Origin of the sequence: Pseudomonas sp. UMAB-08 (assembly GCF_900095225.1) — a bacterium.
Lineage (GTDB): Bacteria > Pseudomonadota > Gammaproteobacteria > Pseudomonadales > Pseudomonadaceae > Aquipseudomonas.
This window is the reverse complement of sequence record NZ_LT607423.1, coordinates 116800-136629: the sequence shown is the minus strand read 5'-3', so window position 1 is coordinate 136629 and position 19830 is coordinate 116800. Positions and strand designations below refer to the sequence as shown.

Genomic DNA, 19830 nt, shown 5'->3' with positions numbered 1-19830 from the left:
GTTCAATGCACCGTGCAAACCATGCACGGGTCGAAAGAACGAACGATATGCTGCACCGCAACCGGTGTTTTCTCGCCGGGCAGCACGGGCGCGCCCTCAAGGGCTTGCTCCAGTGCGCCGGGCCGACCCTGGGCGTCACGCGGGGAAAAGTTCCAGGTGGTCGGCGCGATGATCTGGTAGCTGGCGATGCGTCCGTGCTCGACCCGAAGCCAATGGCCGAGGGCGCCGCGCGCCGCTTCAGTGAGGCCCACGGCGCTGCCGTTGTCGGGCAGTTCTGCGGCGCGATAATAGGGTTCGCCGGGGCGCAGGGCCATCAGCCACTGCTCCATCAGCGGTACCACGCGGGCCAGCTCCATCAGCCTGGCCAGCACGCGGGTGTAGACGGTTGCTCCGCAGCGGGCGACGGCGTCGCGCAGCAACGGTTGGCCAGCGATCAGTTGACGGGCCAAGGCCCCGGTTTCGAGTACCGCGCCTGCCAGTCGTGGGGCTTTGTTCCAGGTATAGGCGGCAGGTTTTTCAGCCAGCGGTTCGGTTTGGCCTTGGGCCGGATGCAGGGGGCCGCCGCTGTCATCCAGCCAGGCGTGGGCGGCGTCCTCGCTGATATCAGCCAGGTCCAGGCTTTCTACTCGCTGCGTGACCGCGTTCCACAGACCTTGTGGGAACACCATGTGCCCGTCGGGCTGCGGATAGGCGCCATAAGACAGGTAGAGCCCCGGTCCCGGACCGAGATGTTCCAGTCCGCTGTCCAGCGCGATGTCGAGGAATTGGCGCAAATCGCCTTGGCCCGGCGCTTCTGCCTGCCAGGCCCAGAGTTCGTTTTCGCTGCCAAGCCCGACGATGCGCTCCAGTGGGGTAGCGAACAGCTCCGTTTCGAGAAATTGGCGGAACTCGCGAACCCGTGTCAGCAAACGCAGACGTTCGGCCGCATCAATGGCTCGGGTCGAGCCGCCGGGCTGGATGGAGCCAGTGTGCGGCCACTTTCCGCCCAAGGTACCGATCAGGTCCAGCCAGCGTTTGCGGGCGGACACCGCCAGACGTTGCTGGCTGCCCTGGCCCGGCGTAAAGCGCGCCTGAGCGGCTGCGTACCACGGTCGTCCTGCATACGCCGGGCGCACGAAGTCGGGCATGAAAAATAAATAGAAATGAGTCAGATGGTCAGCGAGATTCTCTGTCGCCGCCATGAGATTGATCGTCAGCAGACCGTTGTCAGGCGGTTGCACACCGGCCAGTGAGGCCAGTGCACGGGCGGCGGCAATCGACTGGGATACCGAGCAAATGCCACAGATGCGTGGGGCATAGACCAGCGCATCAAGCGGGGCGTGTTGCAGCAGTATCTGCTCGAAGCCGCGAAACATGGTGGCGTTGACCTGCGCCGAACGCACGCGGCCATCCTCCACTTCAAGTTGCACTTCGAGGTCACCTTCGACACGATTGAAAGGACCTACCACCAGACGTGACATAAGGCTTTCCTAACGCCGTGGGATAAGCACAACGGGCGCGATGAGTTGATGGTCGGACGTGGCGTTCTGCTTGACCCGCTTGGGCGTTGCCGATTTGGACAGCGCTGACAGGGCGACAAACCAGGCTTTGGGCATGTCGGTTGGCAGGCCGATGGGAATGCCTGCCACCTTGGGCGTGAGGTTGAACGCATGCCCCGGTTCTTCGAAGCCAGGGGCGGTGCAGTTGATGCAGGCATAGCCGCCACGGGTGCAGGAACCCTCGCCATTCCACAAGCGTGTATTGCAATCGGCGTGGGCCTGGGTGCCCTTGCAGCCGAGGTTCTCCATCATGCAGCCGAGGTCCGAAGGTTTCTCGGCGCTGGCCTTGTATTCGTAGAACTCGTTACGCGTGCAGCCGTGGTGAACCAGTTGATCGGCGTAGAAGCGCGGCCGCCCCAGGACATCCAGGTCGGGCTCGGCGAACAGGCCGGCGGCCAGCGACATGAGTGTGTCGGTGACCCAGCCAGGGTGAGTCGGGCATCCGGCGACGTTGATCACCGGCAGGCCGCGACGTGAACGGTAATCGGCACCCAGCAAGCCGCCCAGGCGATGGCCGTCGTATTGCAGGCCGCAGGCGTCCGTCGGGTTGTTGCCGGCAGCGGTGATGCCACCATACGCGGCGCAGGTACCGATGCCCAGGGTGTACTCGGCCACCCCGGCCAGGTCCCGAACCCAGTCGATCATTGCCCGACCCGTGCCGGCCAGCATGTGAAAGCGCCCGGTGCCGTTGGGGCCGCGAAGCATGGAGCCTTCGATGCACAGAGCGTCGAGACGGGTACGGCCTTGCAAGCAGTCGTTGAGGATGCTGACCATTTCGTCGCCGGTTTCCAGCGACAGCGACGGGTGCCAGAGCAGTTCGATTCCGGCACTGCGCCACATGCCTGCGAAGTCCTGAGTATCGGCGCACAGCAGCGACATCGTGCAGCCCCCACAGCCACCCGATTGGAGCCAAAGCACGTTGAACGCGTTGTCTTTCATCAGGACTCCTCCAAACCGAAGCGGCGCAGTTTCTGCCGTAAGCCTACGCGAGACAGGCCCAACTCACGGGCCGCGTGGGTCTTGTTCCAGCGATGGCGCAACAACGACTCTTTTAACAGGGTTGCCTCGATGGCGTCGAGTTGCTCTTGCAGTGTTCCGGTCGGGCTTGAGGTCGGTGTACTGGTGGACAGGGCAAGTCTGGCCTGGCCTTGCAAAACGCGCCAGGAGAAGGCCCGCGCGTTGATTTGCGCGCCATCGGACAAGGCAGCGGCGCGGTAGATCTCATTGCGCAGTTCGCGGATATTGCCGGGCCAGGAGTAGCCGATCAGGCTGGCCAAGGCATCGTTGGCGAAGTTCAATTCGGGTAGATCGAGTTCCTGGCGGGCGTCATCCAGTAACTTGTTGGCAATCGGTAATACGTCAGCGCTGCGTTCGCGCAGGGGCGGCAGCGCCAGGCTGACACCCGCCAGCCGGTAATAAAGGTCGCTACGGAAACGCCCGGCGCGCACGTCTTCTTCGAGATCGCGGTGGGTCGCAGCAATGACCCGAACGTCGACTCGTACTGTGCTGGACGCGCCGACCGGGCGTAACTCGCCTTCCTGCAGAACCCGCAATAACTTGACCTGAAACGCCGGTGAGGTGTCACCGATCTCGTCGAGCAGCAGGGTGCCGCCGTTTGCCCGCTGGAACAGGCCGATGTGATCCTGGTGGGCGCCGGTGAAGGCGCCACGCTTGTGACCGAAAAGCTCGGACTCAAGCAAGGTGTCGGGCAGCGCCGCGCAGTTCTCCATGACAAACGCGTTGGCTGCTCGCGGGCTGGCATAGTGAATGCCGCGAGCGAGCAGTTCCTTGCCGGTGCCCGACTCACCCAGCAGCAGCACTGAAAGGTCATAACGTGCAACGCGCGCGGCCATTTCACAGAGCGCATCCAGCGGTCCGCCAACGGCACGCACAATGCGTGAAAAATCGAAGGTTTCACGGACCCGGGAAAGGGTTTCCTGGTTGCGCCGTCGCAGCACCGGAGTGCCAGCGCGCAACTCCAGGTCCAGTCGTTGCATATGATTTTGCAGGGCCTGGCTTTCCACCGCGTTGCGTACAGTGCTCAGTAAGTGCTCCGGTAACCAGGGCTTGAGCAGATACTGATAGATCCCGGCGAGGTTGATGCCGTTGATGATGTCTTCCGAATCGGTGTAGCCGGAAAGGACTATACGCACCACTTCCGGCCAGCGCTCGCGCGCTTCCTGGAGGAACTCGATGCCACTCATGCCGGGCATGCGCTGGTCGCAGATAATCACCGAGACCGGGTGCTCTTCGAGCAGCTTGCGAGCCTCGATCGCCGAGTCGGCGAGGAGCACTTCAAACTCTTGATTCAGCACCCGACACAGCGACTCCCGCGAGCGTAACTCGTCATCGACAACAAGAATTGTCGGCAAGTCGGGTTGGGTATCGGACGTCGAGGTCATGGGGAAAAAAAGAAGAGAAGAGAAGATTTCACGACGATGCCAGGCGGCTGCGAATGAGCGGCGATAGTAACACGGCGATGGCTGACAAGCGTCCGTACCAGGCCCACTAGCGCTCCAGACTCATCCCGTTGGCTGGCAACGGCAACGCCGTTTTGTAGCGCACCTGTTTGAGCGCGAAGTTGGAGCGAATGTTGGCCACTCCTGGCACTTTGGTCAGAAAATCGAGCAGAAACCGTTCCAGCGCCTGAATGGTCGGCACCAGCACCCGAATCAAGTAATCCGGGTCGCCCGCCATCAAATAGCACTCCATCACTTCGGGACGATTGGCGATGGCCTCTTCGAACTCGTGCAAGGCTTCCTCGACCTGCTTTTCCAGGCTGACATGGATAAACACGTTGACGTGCAGCCCTAATAGCTCCGGGTCCAGTAGGGTGACTTGTTGACGGATGAGCCCGAGGTCTTCCATCGCCTTGACCCGGTTGAAGCACGGGGTAGGGGAGAGATTGACGGAGCGTGCGAGGTCGGCATTGGTGATCCGGGCATTCTCTTGAAGACTGTTGAGAATCCCTATGTCAGTACGATCAAGCTTTCTCATGAGACAAATACGCCTGTTTATTCTATTTATTCAGAATAAATATCTTTAAATGGCTCTGCACGCAACGAAGTTGAGAAAAATATTCTCCACGCTCAGGCCTATGATTTGTGTAGGACAAGATTTTCCAAAGGGAATATCGGCGTCCAGTGATTGAACAAGCTCCAGCGCCCAACAAAAACACATGACAAAAGCGAGCGTAGAGAAAGCCCATGAACGAATACGAACCCCTGCGCCTGCACGTTCCTGAACCTTCTGGCCGTCCAGGCTGTAAAACCGATTTCTCGTACCTGCATCTGAACGATGCCGGTCTCGTCCGCAAGCCCCCGATAGATGTCGAACCGTCCGATACCGCTGACCTCGCCAAAGGCCTGATTCGGGTACTCGACGATCAAGGTCAGGCACTCGGCCCATGGGCTGAAGGCGTTTCTGTCGAAATCTTGCGTAAAGGCATGCGTGCCATGCTCAAGACGCGGATTTTCGACAACCGCATGGTCGTCGCCCAGCGCCAGAAGAAAATGTCGTTCTATATGCAGAGTCTTGGTGAAGAGGCCATTGGCAGCGCCCAGGCCTTGGCGTTGAACGTGACCGACATGTGCTTTCCGACCTATCGTCAGCAAAGCATCCTGATGGCTCGCGAAGTGCCGTTGGTGGATCTGATTTGCCAACTGTTGTCCAACGAACGCGACCCCCTCAAAGGACGGCAACTGCCGATCATGTACTCAGTGCGTGACTTCGGTTTTTTCTCCATCTCCGGCAACCTGGCCACTCAATTCGTTCAGGCGGTCGGCTGGGGCATGGCGTCGGCGATCAAGGGCGATACTAAAATTGCGTCGGCCTGGATCGGTGATGGCGCCACCGCCGAATCGGATTTCCACACCGCCCTCACGTTCGCCCACGTCTACCGCGCGCCGGTGATCCTCAACGTGGTCAACAATCAATGGGCAATCTCTACCTTCCAGGCCATTGCCGGCGGCGAAGCAACGACGTTTGCCGGTCGCGGTGTGGGCTGCGGGATTGCCTCGCTGCGGGTGGATGGCAACGATTTCATCGCGGTCTACGCGGCCTCGGCCTGGGCGGCTGAACGCGCCCGGCGCAACCTGGGTCCGACTCTGATCGAGTGGGTGACCTACCGCGCCGGCCCGCACTCGACGTCGGATGATCCGTCCAAATACCGTCCTGCCGATGACTGGAGTCACTTCCCGTTGGGCGACCCGATTGTGCGCCTCAAGCAACACCTGATCCGCATCGGCCAATGGTCCGAAGAGGAACACGCGGCCACCAGCGCTGAACTCGAAGCCGAAATCATCGCCGCGCAGAAAGAAGCCGAACGCTACGGCACCTTGGCTGGCGGGCAAATGCCTAGCGCCGCAACGATGTTCGACGATGTTTACAAAGAGATGCCCGAGCACCTCCGTCGCCAACGTCAGGAACTGGGGATTTGACATGAACGATTTCAACAACGACATCCAGTTGGACACCGCCATGACCACCACCAACATGACCATGATCCAGGCGCTGCGCTCGGCCATGGACGTGATGCTTGAGCGCGACAATAAAGTGGTCGTGTTTGGCCAGGACGTGGGTTATTTCGGTGGGGTTTTTCGGTGCACCGAAGGCCTGCAAGGCAAATACGGCACCTCGCGAGTGTTCGATGCGCCGATCTCCGAAAGCGGGATCGTCGGCGTCGCGGTGGGCATGGGGGCTTACGGATTGCGGCCAGTGGTCGAGATTCAGTTCGCCGATTACGTCTACCCGGCGTCGGATCAGATCATTTCTGAAGCCGCACGTTTGCGTTATCGCTCGGCCGGCGAGTTCACCGCCCCATTGACCCTGCGCATGCCCTGCGGTGGCGGCATTTATGGTGGTCAGACTCACAGCCAAAGCATTGAGGCAATGTTCACCCAGGTCTGCGGTTTGCGCACGGTCATGCCGTCCAACCCCTATGACGCCAAGGGCCTGTTGATCGCCTCCATCGAGAATGATGACCCGGTTATTTTTCTTGAACCCAAACGCCTGTATAACGGCCCGTTCGATGGTCATCACGACCGGCCGGTAACGCCGTGGTCGAAACACCCGGCTAGCGTTGTGCCTGACGGTTATTACAAAGTGCCGCTGGACGTGGCGGCAATTGCCCGTCCCGGCAACGACGTCACCGTGCTGACCTATGGCACCACCGTGTATGTGTCTCAAGTGGCGGCCGAGGAGACCGGCGTCGACGCTGAAGTCATCGACCTGCGCAGCCTATGGCCGTTGGACCTGGAAACCATCGTCAATTCGGTGAAGAAAACCGGTCGCTGTGTGGTGGTTCACGAAGCCACGCGCACCTGCGGCTTTGGCGCCGAACTGGTCGCGCTGGTACAAGAACACTGCTTCCACTATCTGGAAGCGCCTATCGAGCGCGTCACCGGATGGGATACCCCTTATCCTCATGCTCAAGAGTGGGCGTATTTCCCCGGTCCATCCCGAGTGGGTGCGGCTTTGAAACGGGTCATGGAGGTCTGAATGGGCACGCACGTTATTAAAATGCCGGACATTGGTGAAGGCATTGCAGAAGTCGAATTGTCTCAGTGGCACGTCAAGGTCGGCGATATGGTCGTTGAAGACCAGGTGCTGGCCGATGTCATGACCGACAAGGCGATGGTCGATATCCCGTCCCCGGTACACGGCAAGGTGATTGCTCTTGGTGGGCAGCCCGGTGAAGTCATGGCTGTAGGCAGTGAGCTGATTCGGATCGAAGTCGAAGGCGCCGGTAACCTCAAGGAGACTGCCTCGACTGCCGTGGCTGAACCTGCTCATCAGCCAACGCCTGTCGCTCCGCCCAAGGTCGATGTCAGCGTCGTGGCTGAAGCCAAACCTCAAGCCGCGCCTGTCCCCGGTGTAAAGCGCTCGCTTGAAGCCCGGTCTACCCGTCAGGCCGATGATCGTCCGTTAGCCTCGCCAGCCGTGCGCAAGCGGGCTCTGGATGCGGGTATCGAATTGCGTTTTGTGCAGGGCAGCGGTCCGGCCGGCATCATTCGGCATGAAGATCTGGACGCGTATATCGAGCAGAGCCAGCAGGCCAGCGCTGCCCCCGCAGCCGCTTACGCAGAGCGCAATGATGAACAGCAGATTCCGGTGATCGGCCTGCGGCGCAAAATTGCCCAACGCATGCAAGACGCGACACGCCGCGCGGCGCACTTCAGTTATGTCGAAGAAGTGGACGTCACTGCGCTCGAAGAACTGCGTGTTCACCTCAATGAAAAATGGGGTGCCAGTCGCGGCAAGCTGACGTTGTTGCCGTTCCTTGTGCGCGCCATGGTGGTGGCCCTGCGCGACTTCCCGCAGATCAACGCCCGCTACGACGATGAGGCGCAAATCATCACCCGTCACGGCGCGGTGCATGTCGGTGTCGCGACCCAAAGCGATAACGGCCTGATGGTGCCCGTGGTCCGTCACGCCGAAGCCCGCAGCCTGTGGGCCAACGCTGAGGAAATCTCCCGTCTGGCCAGCGCGGCACGTACAGGCAAAGCCAGTCGCGAGGAGATGTCCGGTTCCACGATTACCCTGACCAGCCTCGGCGCATTGGGCGGCATCGTCAGTACGCCGGTACTTAATCTGCCGGAAGTGGCCATCGTCGGCGTCAATCGCATCGTCGAGCGGCCGATGGTGATTAAAGGCCAGATCGTGATTCGAAAAATGATGAACCTCTCCAGCTCCTTCGATCATCGCGTGGTCGATGGCATGGACGCGGCGCAATTCATCCAGGCCATTTGTGGCTTGCTCGAACAACCCGCCACCCTGTTTGTGGAGTAATCATGCAGCAGACTCTGAGCACCACCTTGCTGATCATCGGCGGCGGCCCCGGCGGTTATGTCGCGGCGATTCGTGCCGGGCAGTTGGGCATACCGACTATTTTGATCGAAGGCCAGACATTGGGTGGCACCTGCCTGAACGTCGGCTGCATACCGTCCAAGGCGCTGATCCACGTCGCTGAACAGTTCCATCAGACCACGCGCTTCAGTCAAGGCTCGTCGCTGGGCATCAGTGTCCAGCCGCCCACGCTGGACATTGGCCAAAGCGTGAACTGGAAGAACGGCATCGTTGACCGCTTGACCTCGGGCGTCGCGGCCTTGCTGAAGAAAAACAAGGTTCAGGTCATTCACGGCTGGGCGCGCATCATTGACGGCAAGACCGTCGAGGTTGAAGGCGCTGGCATGCGTATTCAGTGCGAGCACCTGCTGCTGGCCACCGGGTCGACCTCGGTCAATCTGCCGATGCTGCCCCTCGGTGGGCCGATCATTTCGTCCACTGAAGCGCTGACACCCAGCGCCATCCCCAAGCGCTTGATCGTGGTCGGTGCCGGTTATATTGGTCTGGAACTGGGCATTGCCTACAGCAAATTGGGCGCCGACGTCAGCGTGGTCGAGGCCCGCGACCGGATCTTGCCGGCTTACGATCAGGAACTGACCCAGCCGATTGCCGAGACCCTGAAAACCCTCGGTGTGAAGCTGTACCTGCAGCACAGCGTCGAAGGTTTCGACCCGGCCACGCAGACCTTGCAGGTGTGCAATCCAGAGGGCGAGACGCTGGCGCTGGAAGCTGATCAGGTGTTGGTCGCTGTCGGTCGTCGTCCGCATACCCAAGGCTGGAGCCTCGAAGCCTTGGCGCTGGACATGAACGGCGCGGCAATCAAGATCGACGAGCGTTGCCAGACCAGCATGCGCAATGTCTGGGCCATCGGCGATCTGGCGGGGGAGCCGATGCTCGCTCACCGCGCCATGGCTCAAGGCGAAATGGTTGCAGAGCTGGTCGCCGGCAAACAGCGCGAATTCAATCCCGTGGCGATTGCCGCCGTGTGCTTCACCGATCCAGAACTGGTGGTGGTCGGCAAGACGCCTCAGGAGGCCAAGGCCGAAGGGTTGGAGGTGCTGGTCGCCAACTTCCCGTTCGCGGCCAATGGCCGGGCGATGACTCTGGAATCGAAAAGCGGTTTCGTGCGAGTGGTCGCACGAAGTGACAATCACCTGATCCTCGGCTGGCAAGCAGTTGGGGTCGGCGTGTCAGAGCTGTCCACGGCCTTTGCCCAATCCCTGGAAATGGGCGCTCGCCTGGAAGACATCGCAGGCACCATCCACGCTCACCCGACACTCGGCGAAGCGGTCCAGGAAGCGGCGTTGCGTGCGTTGGGGCATGCGTTGCATCTCTGACGATCTGAACCTGTGGGGCGCCCCGGTACGCGCAGTTTAGTGCGCGAAGGCTTCGAGCCGGGCGCCCCTCATTTTCAGGACGGGTCAATGCGCTGATCAGCCAGCGATGACAGCGTCGCGCCGTTCGCCTGACGCGTTTTTCAGGAAACTGAGCAGCGCTACCACCGGGAACGCGCTGCCGGCAACGACGATCCACAGCCAGCCGCCGTGGTCATACAGCACACTGGCAATCGCCGAGCCGAAGGCCCCGCCGATGAAAATACTGGTCATGTACAGCGCATTCAGGCGGCTGCGGCTGGTGGCATCCAGGGCGTAGACCGCACGCTGGCCTAGTACCATGTTCATCTGCACGCAGAAGTCCAGGACCACACCGGTCACAGCCAGCCCGATCACGCTGTAAACAGGGTGAATAAGCGTCGGCAGGAAACTCAAGGCCGCCAGGACCAATGCCCCGAGGCTGGCAACGCGGGTGTGGCCGGCATCGGCCAGACGCCCACTGATGGGCGCTGCGATCGCGCCGATGGCCCCGACCAGTGCGAACAAGGCGATTTGTGTCTGCGACAGGCCATGGTTGCGTGCCAGCTCCAGCGGCACGGCGGTCCAGAACAGGCTGAACGCAGCAAACATCAACCCTTGGTAGAACGCCCGCTGACGTAACACGGGTTGCGTACGCAGCAAGGTCCACAGCGAAAACAGCAGTTGCCCGTACGAGGCGCTATGGTCAGGTTGGCGTTTGGGCATGGTGGTGGCGAGCACCACACTGATGATCATCATCAGTACCGATGCCGAGACAAACACCGCTCGCCAGCCGAAGTGGTCGGCGATCACGCTGGACAGTGGCCGCGCCAGCAGAATCCCCAGCAGTAACCCGCCCATGATCCCGCCAACGACCCGACCTCGGGATTCCTCCGGTGCCAGATGCGCTGCCAGCGGGATCAGGATTTGCACCGACACTGAACTGAACCCCACCAACAACGACGCAAGCAAAAACACATTCGGTTGTTGACTGAACGCTGCGCCCAACAAGCTGATGATGGCCAACAGCGAAGTCATGATCATCAACCGTCGGTTCTCCAGCAAATCACCCAGCGGCACCAGGAAGAACAGCCCAAGCGCATAGCCGATCTGGGTCAGCGACACGATCACGCTGGCCATGGTGCTGGACAGGCCGATGTCCGGCGCAATCAGCTCGATGATGGGCTGGGCGTAATAGATATTGCCGACGATAGCGCCACAGCAAAACGCGAACAGCATCACCATGCCTCGCGTCATCGTGGGGGCCTCGGCGTGGCGGGTTTGGGTCGTGGTACTCATAAGAAAAGCGTTCTCGGGCGGACAAGTGAGCCAAACACGCCTGCAACACGCGCGCGAAAGGCTGTCTGGTAATAGATTGCGCGCAGGCTAATTGTTCTGCCGCGAAGTAAGAAGGGGTGCGAGGGTGATAGCGACTATTCCTGAAAATAATGATGGGGTACTTGCCCTTTATTTCCGTTTTCCAACTCAATAACCAACCGCTTTAACCGCGAAGCCAATGTCGTCGGTTTAAGCCCCAACAGCTCGGTCGCGCCGCCTTTGCCTAACAATTTGCCGTTAGCAGCGTTGAGGCGCGACGTTCCGTTTCCAGATAGGCGCGCGTTCTTATCCGCGCTTGATCTCTTCATTCTTGTGTTTGTCAGGCTGACCCCGGTCCTTGCTTCCTTGTTGTTTGGGCGGACCGCTTTCACTGCGGATTTGGGCATGGCTGATCAGGGCGAAAATAAAGCTGCCGCCGATAATGTTGCCGGCCAGGGTCGGCCCGGCAAAGATCAGCCAGAAGTCTTTCCACGGCAGTTGACCGGCGAACACCAGGTATGAAACCTCGGCCGAACCGACGACGATGTGGGTGAAATCGCCCAAGGCCATCAGGTAGGTGATGAGGATGATGATCCAGATTTTCGCGCTCTCCATGGACGGGATCATCCAGACCATGGTGGCGATCATCCAGCCGGAAATGATGCCTTTGGAAAACATCTGGCTCGCGCTGTTTTCCATGACCTTGCGGCCAATATCGAGAAACGCTGCATCGGTTTTTGCATCGAAAATCGGCAAGTGCAGCATGACGTAGGCCACCAGCAGGGTACCGGTCAGGTTGCCGACCAGCACCACGCCCCACAAACGCAAGAGCCGACCGAAGTTGCCCAGTGTTGGCTTGGTCATCACCGGGAGCACGGCGGTCAGGGTGTTTTCGGTGAACAACTGCTGACGCGCCAGAATTACCGCAAGAAACCCCGCCGAATACCCCAGGCTGGCGATCACTTTGCTGGCCTCGCTGGCGGGCAGCCGTGCATTGAACAGCCCCATGGCCATCAGTGACAAACCCATGGTCAGACCGGCGGCAAGGGCCGACCACCAAAGGGCGGCGATGCTGCGTTCCAGCTCCTGATCACCCTGGAGGCGAATGGTTTCGTGCAGCACGGCGGCACGCGGGGGCTGGTTCTTGTCGACCTCTCTTTCTTCTTCAGCGGACAGACCTGGGGTCTTGCCATCTTCTTTACGGTCCATAAGCGCCTCGGGTCGAGTTCAATAACATCGCTAAGTCGTGCATCGAATGCTGCACGGCACTGAGGGTTAAGACACAATCCGCTGCTGAGCGTTCGCCCTTCGGGGTAAGAGCATTTCGTTAAGTAGAACCTTTCAATTCAGGAGCGTGACCGTGAGCATCCATATCCGCGAAGCGACCAGGGCCGATGCCGGGGTTATTCTGGGTTTTATCACTGAACTGGCGATCTACGAGAAGGCCGAGCACGAAGTATTGGCCAGTGTGGCGGACATCGAGCGCAGCCTGTTCGATGAGCCGTCGCCAGCACGGGCTTTGATCTGCCTGTCAGACGATCAGCCGATTGGTTTCGCCGTGTACTTCTTGAGCTATTCCACTTGGCAGGGGCGCAAGGGCTTGTACCTGGAAGACCTGTTCATCTCGGCCAGCCATCGTGGTGGCGGGGCGGGCAAAAAAATGCTCCGGTATCTGGCGAAACTGGCGTACGACAGCGGTTGTGGTCGTTTCGAATGGAGCGTGCTGGACTGGAACACGCCGGCTATCGATTTTTATAAAGCCATCGGCGCCGCATCGCAGGATGAGTGGGTTCGCTACCGGCTGGATGGCGAAACCCTGAAGAGTTTTGCGTTGGGCGAGTAGGTGCTGCGCACGCTTGTCCCGACCGTCATGATCAATCAAACACCCGAATCGGTTTGCCACCGTGCCAGGCCTGGATGTCTTCGATCATTTGACTGAAGAAGGTCCGGTAATTGTTCTCGGTGACATAGCCGATGTGCGGGGTCGCCAGCACGTTGTCCATGTGCCGGAATGGATGGTCGGCGGGCAGGGGTTCCGGTTCATACACATCCAGCGCTGCCCCGGCGATTCGGCGGTGTTGCAGCGCGTTGATCAATGCCGCTTCGTCGATGATCGGTCCGCGTGCGGTGTTGATCAGGTACGCGGTGGGTTTCATCCAGCTCAGCGCCTGTGCATCGACTATCCCACGACTGCGGTCGCTGAGCACCAGGTGCACCGACAATACATCCGCCTGTTCAAACAGCGCTTGCTTGCTGACGTACGTCACGCCCGATTCCGCTGCGCGCTCGGCCGTGAGGTTTTCGCTCCAGGCGATAACCCGCATGCCAAAGGCCTGGCCATAGCGTGCAATCCATTTGCCGATGCTGCCGAGGCCGAGAATCCCCAAGGTTTTGCCGTACAAATCGCCGCCCAGGCCGATCTGCCAGCCGCCCTCGCGCAACGAATTGGCTTCGCCCACCAGGTTGCGGGTAATTCCCATGATCAGGGCCCAGGTCATTTCCGGGGCGGCGTTCTTGTAGCTGTCAGTGCCACACACCTGAATGCCCAATCGTGCGGCCGCCGGGAGGTCGATGGCGGCATTGCGCATGCCGCCAGTGACCAATAATTTCAGGCGCGGCAACTGGCTCAACAAGGCTTCGTTGAACAGGGTGCGTTCACGCATGACACACACCACGTCAAACGACTCCAGGCGCGCCACCATGCTGGCGGTATCTGCCGGGAACTCATGCAGGAAACGGACTTTGCCGATGGCGTCGAGAACGGTCCAGTCCACCACGTTATTCGCCACCGATTGCCAGTCATCGAGCACGGCGATCTGTAAGAGGGAATGTTCAGTCATTGAGGTTTTCCTCGTCAAAAACACAGTGGGATTATTCGCGGGACTAGCCGTGCCGCCGGGTAGCCTGCGATCGAAACAGGGCTCCACTCAACCAAACAGCCCTGCTGCGATGTTGATCGAGAACCCCAGAATAGCGGTGTTGAACAAAAAGCCGATCAGTGACTGAGCCAGCACGGTTTTGCGCATGTCTCTGCTTGCGACGCCAACGTCTGCTGTTTGTACGGCGACGCTGATGGTGAACGAGAAGTAGAGAAAGTCCCAATAGTCCGGTTTTTTCTCGCCATCGGCAAAGCGCAGAGGGGGTTCCTTGGTGGTGGCGGTGTAGAATAGGCGCGCGTAATGCAGGCTGAAAATCACGCCGGTGAGCAACCAGGAGCCGACGACGGTCAAGCCAGTAAAACCGTAGTGCAGAGCCTTGTCATGGGCACTCAAGTCCTTGCTGCCGACCAGCTCCAGAGCGATGGCGGCAAGGCTGGCAATCGCTGCCACGCATACCGTCGCCAGCACCAGCCCGGCATTTTCGTCCTCAATAATAGCGAAGCGTTTGACATCCTCTGCCTGTGCGCGAAACGTCAGCCAGATCATCAGGATCAGATAGGTCCAGACCCCAGCGTTCCAGCCAATCAATATTTGAGTGGTGGGCGCGAGGTCGGGAACAACGTAGCTGGAAAGAAAACCACCGACACAACCGAGCAGTGCCGCAGCGGTCAGGCGAGGGTGGGTATGGACGAGATGGGGCATCGGAGGGCATCGCAGTCAGGGTCTGCGCGAACCTTAGCACGGCCTCTGCGCCAGAAGAAAAAACGGCGCGGAAGTGATTCCGCGCCGTTCGCCACGTTGGCAATAGCCTTACCGCACGTGCAACTTATCGCCTCTGCAACTTAACGAACAAGGCACGGACGCTTGTTATTGAACGACCAGCCTGGAATCAGAAACTGCATGGCCACGCTGTCATCCCTCGCGCCCAGCCCCATGCCCTTGTACAGCTCGTGAGCCTGAGCGAGCTGGTCCATGTCCAACTCAACGCCCAGCCCCGGTTTTTTCGGTACTTGCACGCAGCCGTCGACGATCTGCAGCGGGGCTTTGGTCAGGCGTTGCCCGTCCTGCCAGATCCAGTGGGTGTCGATGGCAGTGATGTCGCCCGGTGCCGCCGCTGCGACGTGGGTGAACATTGCCAGGGAGATGTCGAAGTGGTTATTCGAATGCGAGCCCCAGGTCAGGCCCCATTCGTTGCACATCTGCGCCACGCGGACGGAACCTTGCATGGTCCAGAAATGCGGGTCGGCCAGCGGGATGTCGACTGACTGCAACTGGATCGCATGGCCCATTTCGCGCCAATCGGTGGCGATCATGTTGGTGGCGGTCTTCATGCCCGTGGCGCGACGAAACTCGGCCATGACTTCGCGACCGGAAAAACCGTTTTCCGCGCCGCAGGGGTCTTCGGCGTAGGCCAGCACATGATGCTGGTCGCGGCATAGACGGATCGCCTCTTTCAGCGACCAGGCGCCGTTGGGGTCCAGGGTGATGCGTGCGTCCGGGAAGCGTTCGGCGAGGGCGGTAACCGCTTCGATCTCCTCTTCGCCGCGCAACACGCCGCCCTTGAGTTTGAAGTCTTTGAAGCCATATTTTGCGTGGGCCGCTTCAGCCAGGCGCACCACGGCTTCAGCCGTCATGGCGTGTTCATGGCGCACGCGAAACCAATCGTTGTCGGCGTCAGGTTCGCTGCGGTAGGCCAGGTCGGTCTTGTTGCGGTCACCAACGTAGAACAGATAGCCAAGCATCTTCACTTCGTCGCGCTGCTGGCCTTCGCCAAGCAGGGCTGCGACGGGCACGTCCAGGTGCTGGCCGAGCAAGTCCAGCATGGCGGCTTCCAGGCCAGTGACGGCATGGATGGTGATGCGCAAGTCGAACGTTTGCAGGCCTCGGCCGCCGGAGTCACGCTCGGCGAACGTCTGGCGTACCTGATTGAGAATCTTTTGGTACGTGCCAATCGGGTTGCCGACGACCAACGAGCGGGCGTCTTCCAGGGTCTGGCGGATGCGTTCGCCGCCCGGTACTTCGCCGACGCCGGTATGCCCTGCGTTGTCCTTGAGGATCACGATGTTGCGGGTGAAAAACGGCCCATGAGCGCCGCTCAGGTTCAGGAGCATTCCGTCGTGGCCGGCCACGGGAACGATCTGCATGCTGGTGATGACGGGGGCTTTGCCCACAACTTCGGAGTTCAAGGTGGTCATGGTGTGATCCTGTAAAAATAGGTATTCGGTCGTTTCGGGGCGGCGCCGAGCACTGAATCGATCAGTCTCGACGCGCTGCCATTAGCATCAGGAGTGGGTCGGCGCCGTTTTTCCTGCAATCGTGGCGGGTGCTCCCTTGGGTGTGTTGCGTGCGGCGAAAACGATGATCGCGGCAATGATCGAGGTCCCGGCCAGGCCGTACAGGCCGCCCTGAATTGAACCTGTGTGTTCTTCAAGCCAGCCGAAGGTTGTCGGGGCGACGAACCCGCCGAGGTTGCCGACCGAGTTGATCAGTGCGATGACCCCGGCAGCGATCCGCGCATCCAGATAGGCCTGCGGAATGGGCCAGAACAGCGACGATGCCGATTTGAAACCCAGTGCCGCAAAGCAGATCGCGACGAAGGCGAGGACCGGCCCGCCAGTGGTGGACATGAACATCCCGGCAGCGGCGATCAGTAGGGCTACGGCAACCCACGCTTGCTGGTGTTTCCATTTCGCCGAGAACGAGGCGAAGGCGTACATGCCGATAATCGACAGCAACCACGGGATGGAGTTGAACAGCCCCACCTGCATGTCGCTGAGGTCGCCCATCTTCTTGATGATGCTGGGCAGCCAGAAGGTGGCGGCGTAGATGGTCAGCTGGATAAAGAAGTAGATCACACAGAAGAGGATGATCTGCCGATCCTTGAGCAAGGTGGTCAGCGACGGCTTGATCGGTGTGGCGGCTTCGCGCTCCAGTTGCTCTGCGTCGATGGCATTGACCAGCGCATCTTGCTCGTCGCGGCTCAGCCACTTGGCATCGTGGGGCTTGGAGTCCAGCCAGAACCAGACGAAGAAGCACAGGCAGACCGAGACCATGCCTTCAATGAAGTACATCCACTGCCAACCATGCAAACCCAAGCCACTCACCTGGAGCAGCGCACCCGACAGCGGGCCAGAGATCAGGGATGCAATCGCCGAACCGCTGAGGAAAATAGCAATGGCCTTGCCACGCTCGACCCCTGGTAGCCAGCGGGTGAAGTAGTAGATGACGCCAGGGAAGAAGCCGGCTTCAGCGACGCCGAGCAGAAAACGCAGGATGTAGAAGTGGGTTTCGTTCTGGATAAACGCCATTCCCGCAGCCACCAGGCCCCAGGTCAGCATGATGCGGGTCAGCCAGATTCGCGCGCCGACCTTTTGCAGCAGAATGTTGGAGGGGACTTCAAACAGCGCGTAGCCGATAAAGAACAAGCCGGCGCCCAAACCGTAGGCGGCAGCGCCGATGCCCAGGTCGTGTTCCATGTAGGTGCGAACGAAGCCGATATTGACTCGGTCGATGTAGTTGACGATGAACATGATGACGAACAGCGGCAGTACATGGCGCTTCACTTTCGACACGGCCGAAAGCAGCGCCGAGCTCGCGCCCTCGTTCACCCTGGAATTGGATGTAGTCACAGTTGGATCTCCCACTCGTTATTTTTATGCGGGTTGAGTTGCACCAAGGTCATGCGCCTGGTTGGAAGTCATCATACAAGTAAAATTTTACTCTGCAAGAGGTTGTTGGTGAGTAATTGCGCTGTTTTATGCGCTTTTCCAGGGGTCGTGCTTTAAGGGGGTGGATAGAGATTCAGGAAGTATTTAACAGGTTGTCATACAAGCTGGCGTGAGGTTTTTCGCGAGTGGACGGCGCTTTCTGTTGCAGGTTCTTGCCCCCTTGGCTGGTGGTATGATCCCGCTATCGCAGCGTTCAACGTTTTATCTGGACATCATCCGCATGCACGACCCAATCCGTGTCGCCCCCAAACAGCGTTCGCACAGCCTGGCCACCGATCTGGTGACGCAACTGAGCCAGCGCATCCTGCTGGGCAAGATCAATCCGGGGGAAAAACTGCCTTCGGAAAATGAAATTGTGCGCGAGCACGGCGTCAGTCGCACCGTGGTTCGTGAGGCGATTTCCAAGTTGCAGGCGTCAGGGCTGGTTGAAACCCGCCATGGCATCGGCACCTTTGTGCTTGAGCATCAAGGTCAGACCGGTTTGCGTCTGAAAGTGGAAACCGCCGCCAGCGTGCGTGACATCATCGAACTGCGCATCGGTCTGGAAACTCAGGCGGTGGCGCTGGCTGCCCGGCGCCGTACGGATGAGCAACTGGTCGCCATGCGTCAGGCTCTGGATGATTATCAGGACCTGTTGGCCAAGGACGACAGCTGCGTCGAGGCGGACAGACGTTTTCACCTGTTGATCGCCGAAGCGACTGGCAATCCGTGCTTCATTGAGATCATGCAGCACCTGGGCAGTGCCATGATTCCGCGCAGCCGTATTGCGTCGAGCGAACGTGCCGGTAACACCCTCGCTCACCATGGTTATCTGGCCAACCTCGAACATGAAGCGCTACTGAACGCGATTCGCCGCCAGGACCCGGACGCCGCCCGCGCCGCCATGTGGACCCACTTGACCAACAGTCGCGAACGTCTGGCGCCGATTGAGTAGGCGGGATGAGATGTCGCGTTGGTCCATTCGCGAATGCGGTATCTCAGGCAGGCTCTTCACAACCCCACTCTCCCCGGAGCTCGCCATGTTCGCTCTTGATCACGACCTTGCGCAGGACATCGTCGACCGTGCCATGGCGATTCTGCCGTGCAACGTCAATGTGATGGACTATCTGGGTATCATCATCGGCAGTGGCGAGGCCGATCGGTTGTATACACGGCATGAAGGCGCGCAGTTGGTGTTGGCCAACTGCCGGGTGGTGGAGATTGATTCGCACACGGCCAAGCATCTGAATGGTGTGCGTCCGGGGGTCAATCTGCCGTTGATGCTTGACCAGAAACTGGTGGGCGTACTGGGGATTACCGGTGAGCCGGACGAGGTCCGGGTCTATGGCGAACTGGTGAAAATGACTGCCGAGATGCTCATGGAGCACCGTCGCCAGCAGGCGGATCAACAGTGGCGGCATCAGCGCAGCGAGGACCTGCTGTCGCGGTTGTTGCTGGTCGACTGCCCTGACAGCCAGGTCGACGAAGCCGAGCATCTGGGGCTGCAACCGCAATTGCCGCGTCAGTCGGTATTGATCGAGCTGCCTGCGCAAACGCCTGCGGCCAACCAGATTGCCACTTGGTTGAACGCCCGTTATGCCCACAGTTGGTGTGTGGTGCGCGAGCCGACATTGTTGCACTGGTGCCGCGCCGCAGGTAACGAACGCGACGATACGCTGCTGCTGGAGCAGTTCGACGAGCAGGGCTGGCCCGTGGTGCGAATGGTCACGGTCGAGCAATCGGCTGATCTGGTGACGTTGCGCCAGGCCTGTGCCGCGGGGCGTGATTTGCTCGACTATGCCCGGCATGTCCATCCGCAGCAGCGGCTATTACGCCTGGCCGTTCATCTTCTGGCCGTGTTGTTCTGGCGTTATCGCAACGATTGGCTCGCCCAAGGCGTGGCCGACCCGATTATCCGGCTGCAAAAAAGCAACAGCGGGCAGTTGCTGGAAACCCTGCGCAGTTGGTTCGACTACAGCGGTGAAAGTCAGGCCTGTGCAGACGCGCTGGGTATTCACCGCAACAGCCTGCGCTATCGACTGGAAAAGGTTGCTGAACTCAGCGGCTGCGATCCCTACAAAACCGACGATTTGTTGCGCTTGTATCTGGGCGTGCAAATGACGCCTCGAATCGTCACGGACTAAAATCCAGTACGGCGTTTTGGTCCAATGACCAATAACCGCCGACGTTC

Annotated in this window: 17 protein-coding genes; 7 read left to right on the top strand and 10 right to left on the bottom strand. The window is 59.9% G+C overall.

Features of this window, described 5'->3' with window-relative positions:
• Positions 1 to 2 precede the first annotated feature (2 nt).
• From K0F75_RS17535 to bkdR, 4 genes are all read right to left on the bottom strand, one after another.
• Positions 3 to 1460 (bottom strand): nickel-dependent hydrogenase large subunit, encoded by a 1458-nt coding sequence (locus K0F75_RS17535; RefSeq protein ID WP_219063217.1) that lies wholly within the window; start codon positions 1458 to 1460, stop codon positions 3 to 5.
• A gap of 9 nt (positions 1461 to 1469) precedes the next feature.
• Positions 1470 to 2477: a HupU protein gene (locus K0F75_RS17530; protein WP_219063216.1), complete on the bottom strand. Its 1008-nt coding sequence runs from the start codon at positions 2475 to 2477 to the stop codon at positions 1470 to 1472.
• Positions 2477 to 3940: a sigma-54 dependent transcriptional regulator gene (locus tag K0F75_RS17525; protein ID WP_219063215.1), complete on the bottom strand. Its 1464-nt coding sequence runs from the start codon at positions 3938 to 3940 to the stop codon at positions 2477 to 2479. Before K0F75_RS17525 ends, K0F75_RS17530 begins: the two co-directional genes overlap by 1 nt.
• A gap of 106 nt (positions 3941 to 4046) precedes the next feature.
• Positions 4047 to 4535, bottom strand: a complete 489-nt coding sequence (gene bkdR / locus K0F75_RS17520) for a Bkd operon transcriptional regulator BkdR (protein WP_219063214.1) — start codon at positions 4533 to 4535, stop codon at positions 4047 to 4049.
• A 209-nt stretch (positions 4536 to 4744) separates the two neighbouring features.
• On the opposite strand from bkdR, the gene K0F75_RS17515 reads away from it, so the two are divergent.
• From K0F75_RS17515 to lpdA, 4 genes are read left to right on the top strand one after another with little or no spacing between them, the layout of a single operon-like run.
• Positions 4745 to 5977, top strand: a complete 1233-nt coding sequence (locus K0F75_RS17515; RefSeq protein ID WP_219063213.1) for a 3-methyl-2-oxobutanoate dehydrogenase (2-methylpropanoyl-transferring) subunit alpha — start codon at positions 4745 to 4747, stop codon at positions 5975 to 5977.
• A gap of 1 nt (position 5978) precedes the next feature.
• Positions 5979 to 7037, top strand: coding sequence for an alpha-ketoacid dehydrogenase subunit beta (locus tag K0F75_RS17510; protein WP_219063212.1), 1059 nt, complete (start codon positions 5979 to 5981; stop codon positions 7035 to 7037).
• Positions 7038 to 8327 (top strand): dihydrolipoamide acetyltransferase family protein, encoded by a 1290-nt coding sequence (locus tag K0F75_RS17505; RefSeq protein WP_219063211.1) that lies wholly within the window; start codon positions 7038 to 7040, stop codon positions 8325 to 8327.
• A 2-nt stretch (positions 8328 to 8329) separates the two neighbouring features.
• Positions 8330 to 9721 carry a dihydrolipoyl dehydrogenase gene (lpdA, locus tag K0F75_RS17500; RefSeq protein WP_219063210.1) on the top strand — a complete coding sequence of 464 codons (1392 nt, stop codon included), beginning with the start codon at positions 8330 to 8332 and terminating at the stop codon, positions 9719 to 9721.
• A gap of 96 nt (positions 9722 to 9817) precedes the next feature.
• On the opposite strand, the gene K0F75_RS17495 is transcribed toward lpdA, so the two are convergent.
• Both K0F75_RS17495 and K0F75_RS17490 read right to left on the bottom strand, forming a co-directional pair.
• A complete protein-coding gene (locus K0F75_RS17495) occupies positions 9818 to 11035 on the bottom strand; it encodes an MFS transporter (RefSeq protein ID WP_257604421.1) in 1218 nt (405 codons plus the stop codon).
• 324 nt (positions 11036 to 11359) lie between these two features.
• Complete coding sequence (locus K0F75_RS17490; protein ID WP_219063209.1) at positions 11360 to 12262, bottom strand: formate/nitrite transporter family protein; 903 nt, start codon at positions 12260 to 12262, stop codon at positions 11360 to 11362.
• A gap of 151 nt (positions 12263 to 12413) precedes the next feature.
• Between K0F75_RS17490 and K0F75_RS17485 the strand changes: the two genes are divergently transcribed.
• Positions 12414 to 12896 (top strand): GNAT family N-acetyltransferase, encoded by a 483-nt coding sequence (locus tag K0F75_RS17485; RefSeq protein ID WP_219063208.1) that lies wholly within the window; start codon positions 12414 to 12416, stop codon positions 12894 to 12896.
• Between the two features lie 31 nt (positions 12897 to 12927).
• On the opposite strand, the gene K0F75_RS17480 is transcribed toward K0F75_RS17485, so the two are convergent.
• From K0F75_RS17480 to K0F75_RS17465, 4 genes are all read right to left on the bottom strand, one after another.
• The gene (locus tag K0F75_RS17480) at positions 12928 to 13893 is read right to left on the bottom strand and encodes a D-2-hydroxyacid dehydrogenase family protein (protein WP_219063207.1); all 966 of its coding nucleotides are present in this window, start codon (positions 13891 to 13893) and stop codon (positions 12928 to 12930) included.
• 87 nt (positions 13894 to 13980) lie between these two features.
• Positions 13981 to 14634 carry a DUF1345 domain-containing protein gene (locus K0F75_RS17475; protein ID WP_219063206.1) on the bottom strand — a complete coding sequence of 218 codons (654 nt, stop codon included), beginning with the start codon at positions 14632 to 14634 and terminating at the stop codon, positions 13981 to 13983.
• A 140-nt stretch (positions 14635 to 14774) separates the two neighbouring features.
• Positions 14775 to 16127, bottom strand: coding sequence for a glucarate dehydratase (gene gudD / locus K0F75_RS17470; protein WP_219063205.1), 1353 nt, complete (start codon positions 16125 to 16127; stop codon positions 14775 to 14777).
• 87 nt (positions 16128 to 16214) lie between these two features.
• Positions 16215 to 17561, bottom strand: a complete 1347-nt coding sequence (locus K0F75_RS17465; protein WP_219063204.1) for an MFS transporter — start codon at positions 17559 to 17561, stop codon at positions 16215 to 16217.
• 319 nt (positions 17562 to 17880) lie between these two features.
• On the opposite strand from K0F75_RS17465, the gene K0F75_RS17460 reads away from it, so the two are divergent.
• On the top strand, positions 17881 to 18594 hold the full coding sequence (locus K0F75_RS17460) for a FadR/GntR family transcriptional regulator (protein WP_219063250.1): 714 nt from the start codon (positions 17881 to 17883) through the stop codon (positions 18592 to 18594).
• An 85-nt stretch (positions 18595 to 18679) separates the two neighbouring features.
• On the top strand, positions 18680 to 19783 hold the full coding sequence (locus K0F75_RS17455) for a sugar diacid recognition domain-containing protein (protein ID WP_219063203.1): 1104 nt from the start codon (positions 18680 to 18682) through the stop codon (positions 19781 to 19783).
• The last annotated feature ends 47 nt before the right edge of the window (positions 19784 to 19830 follow it).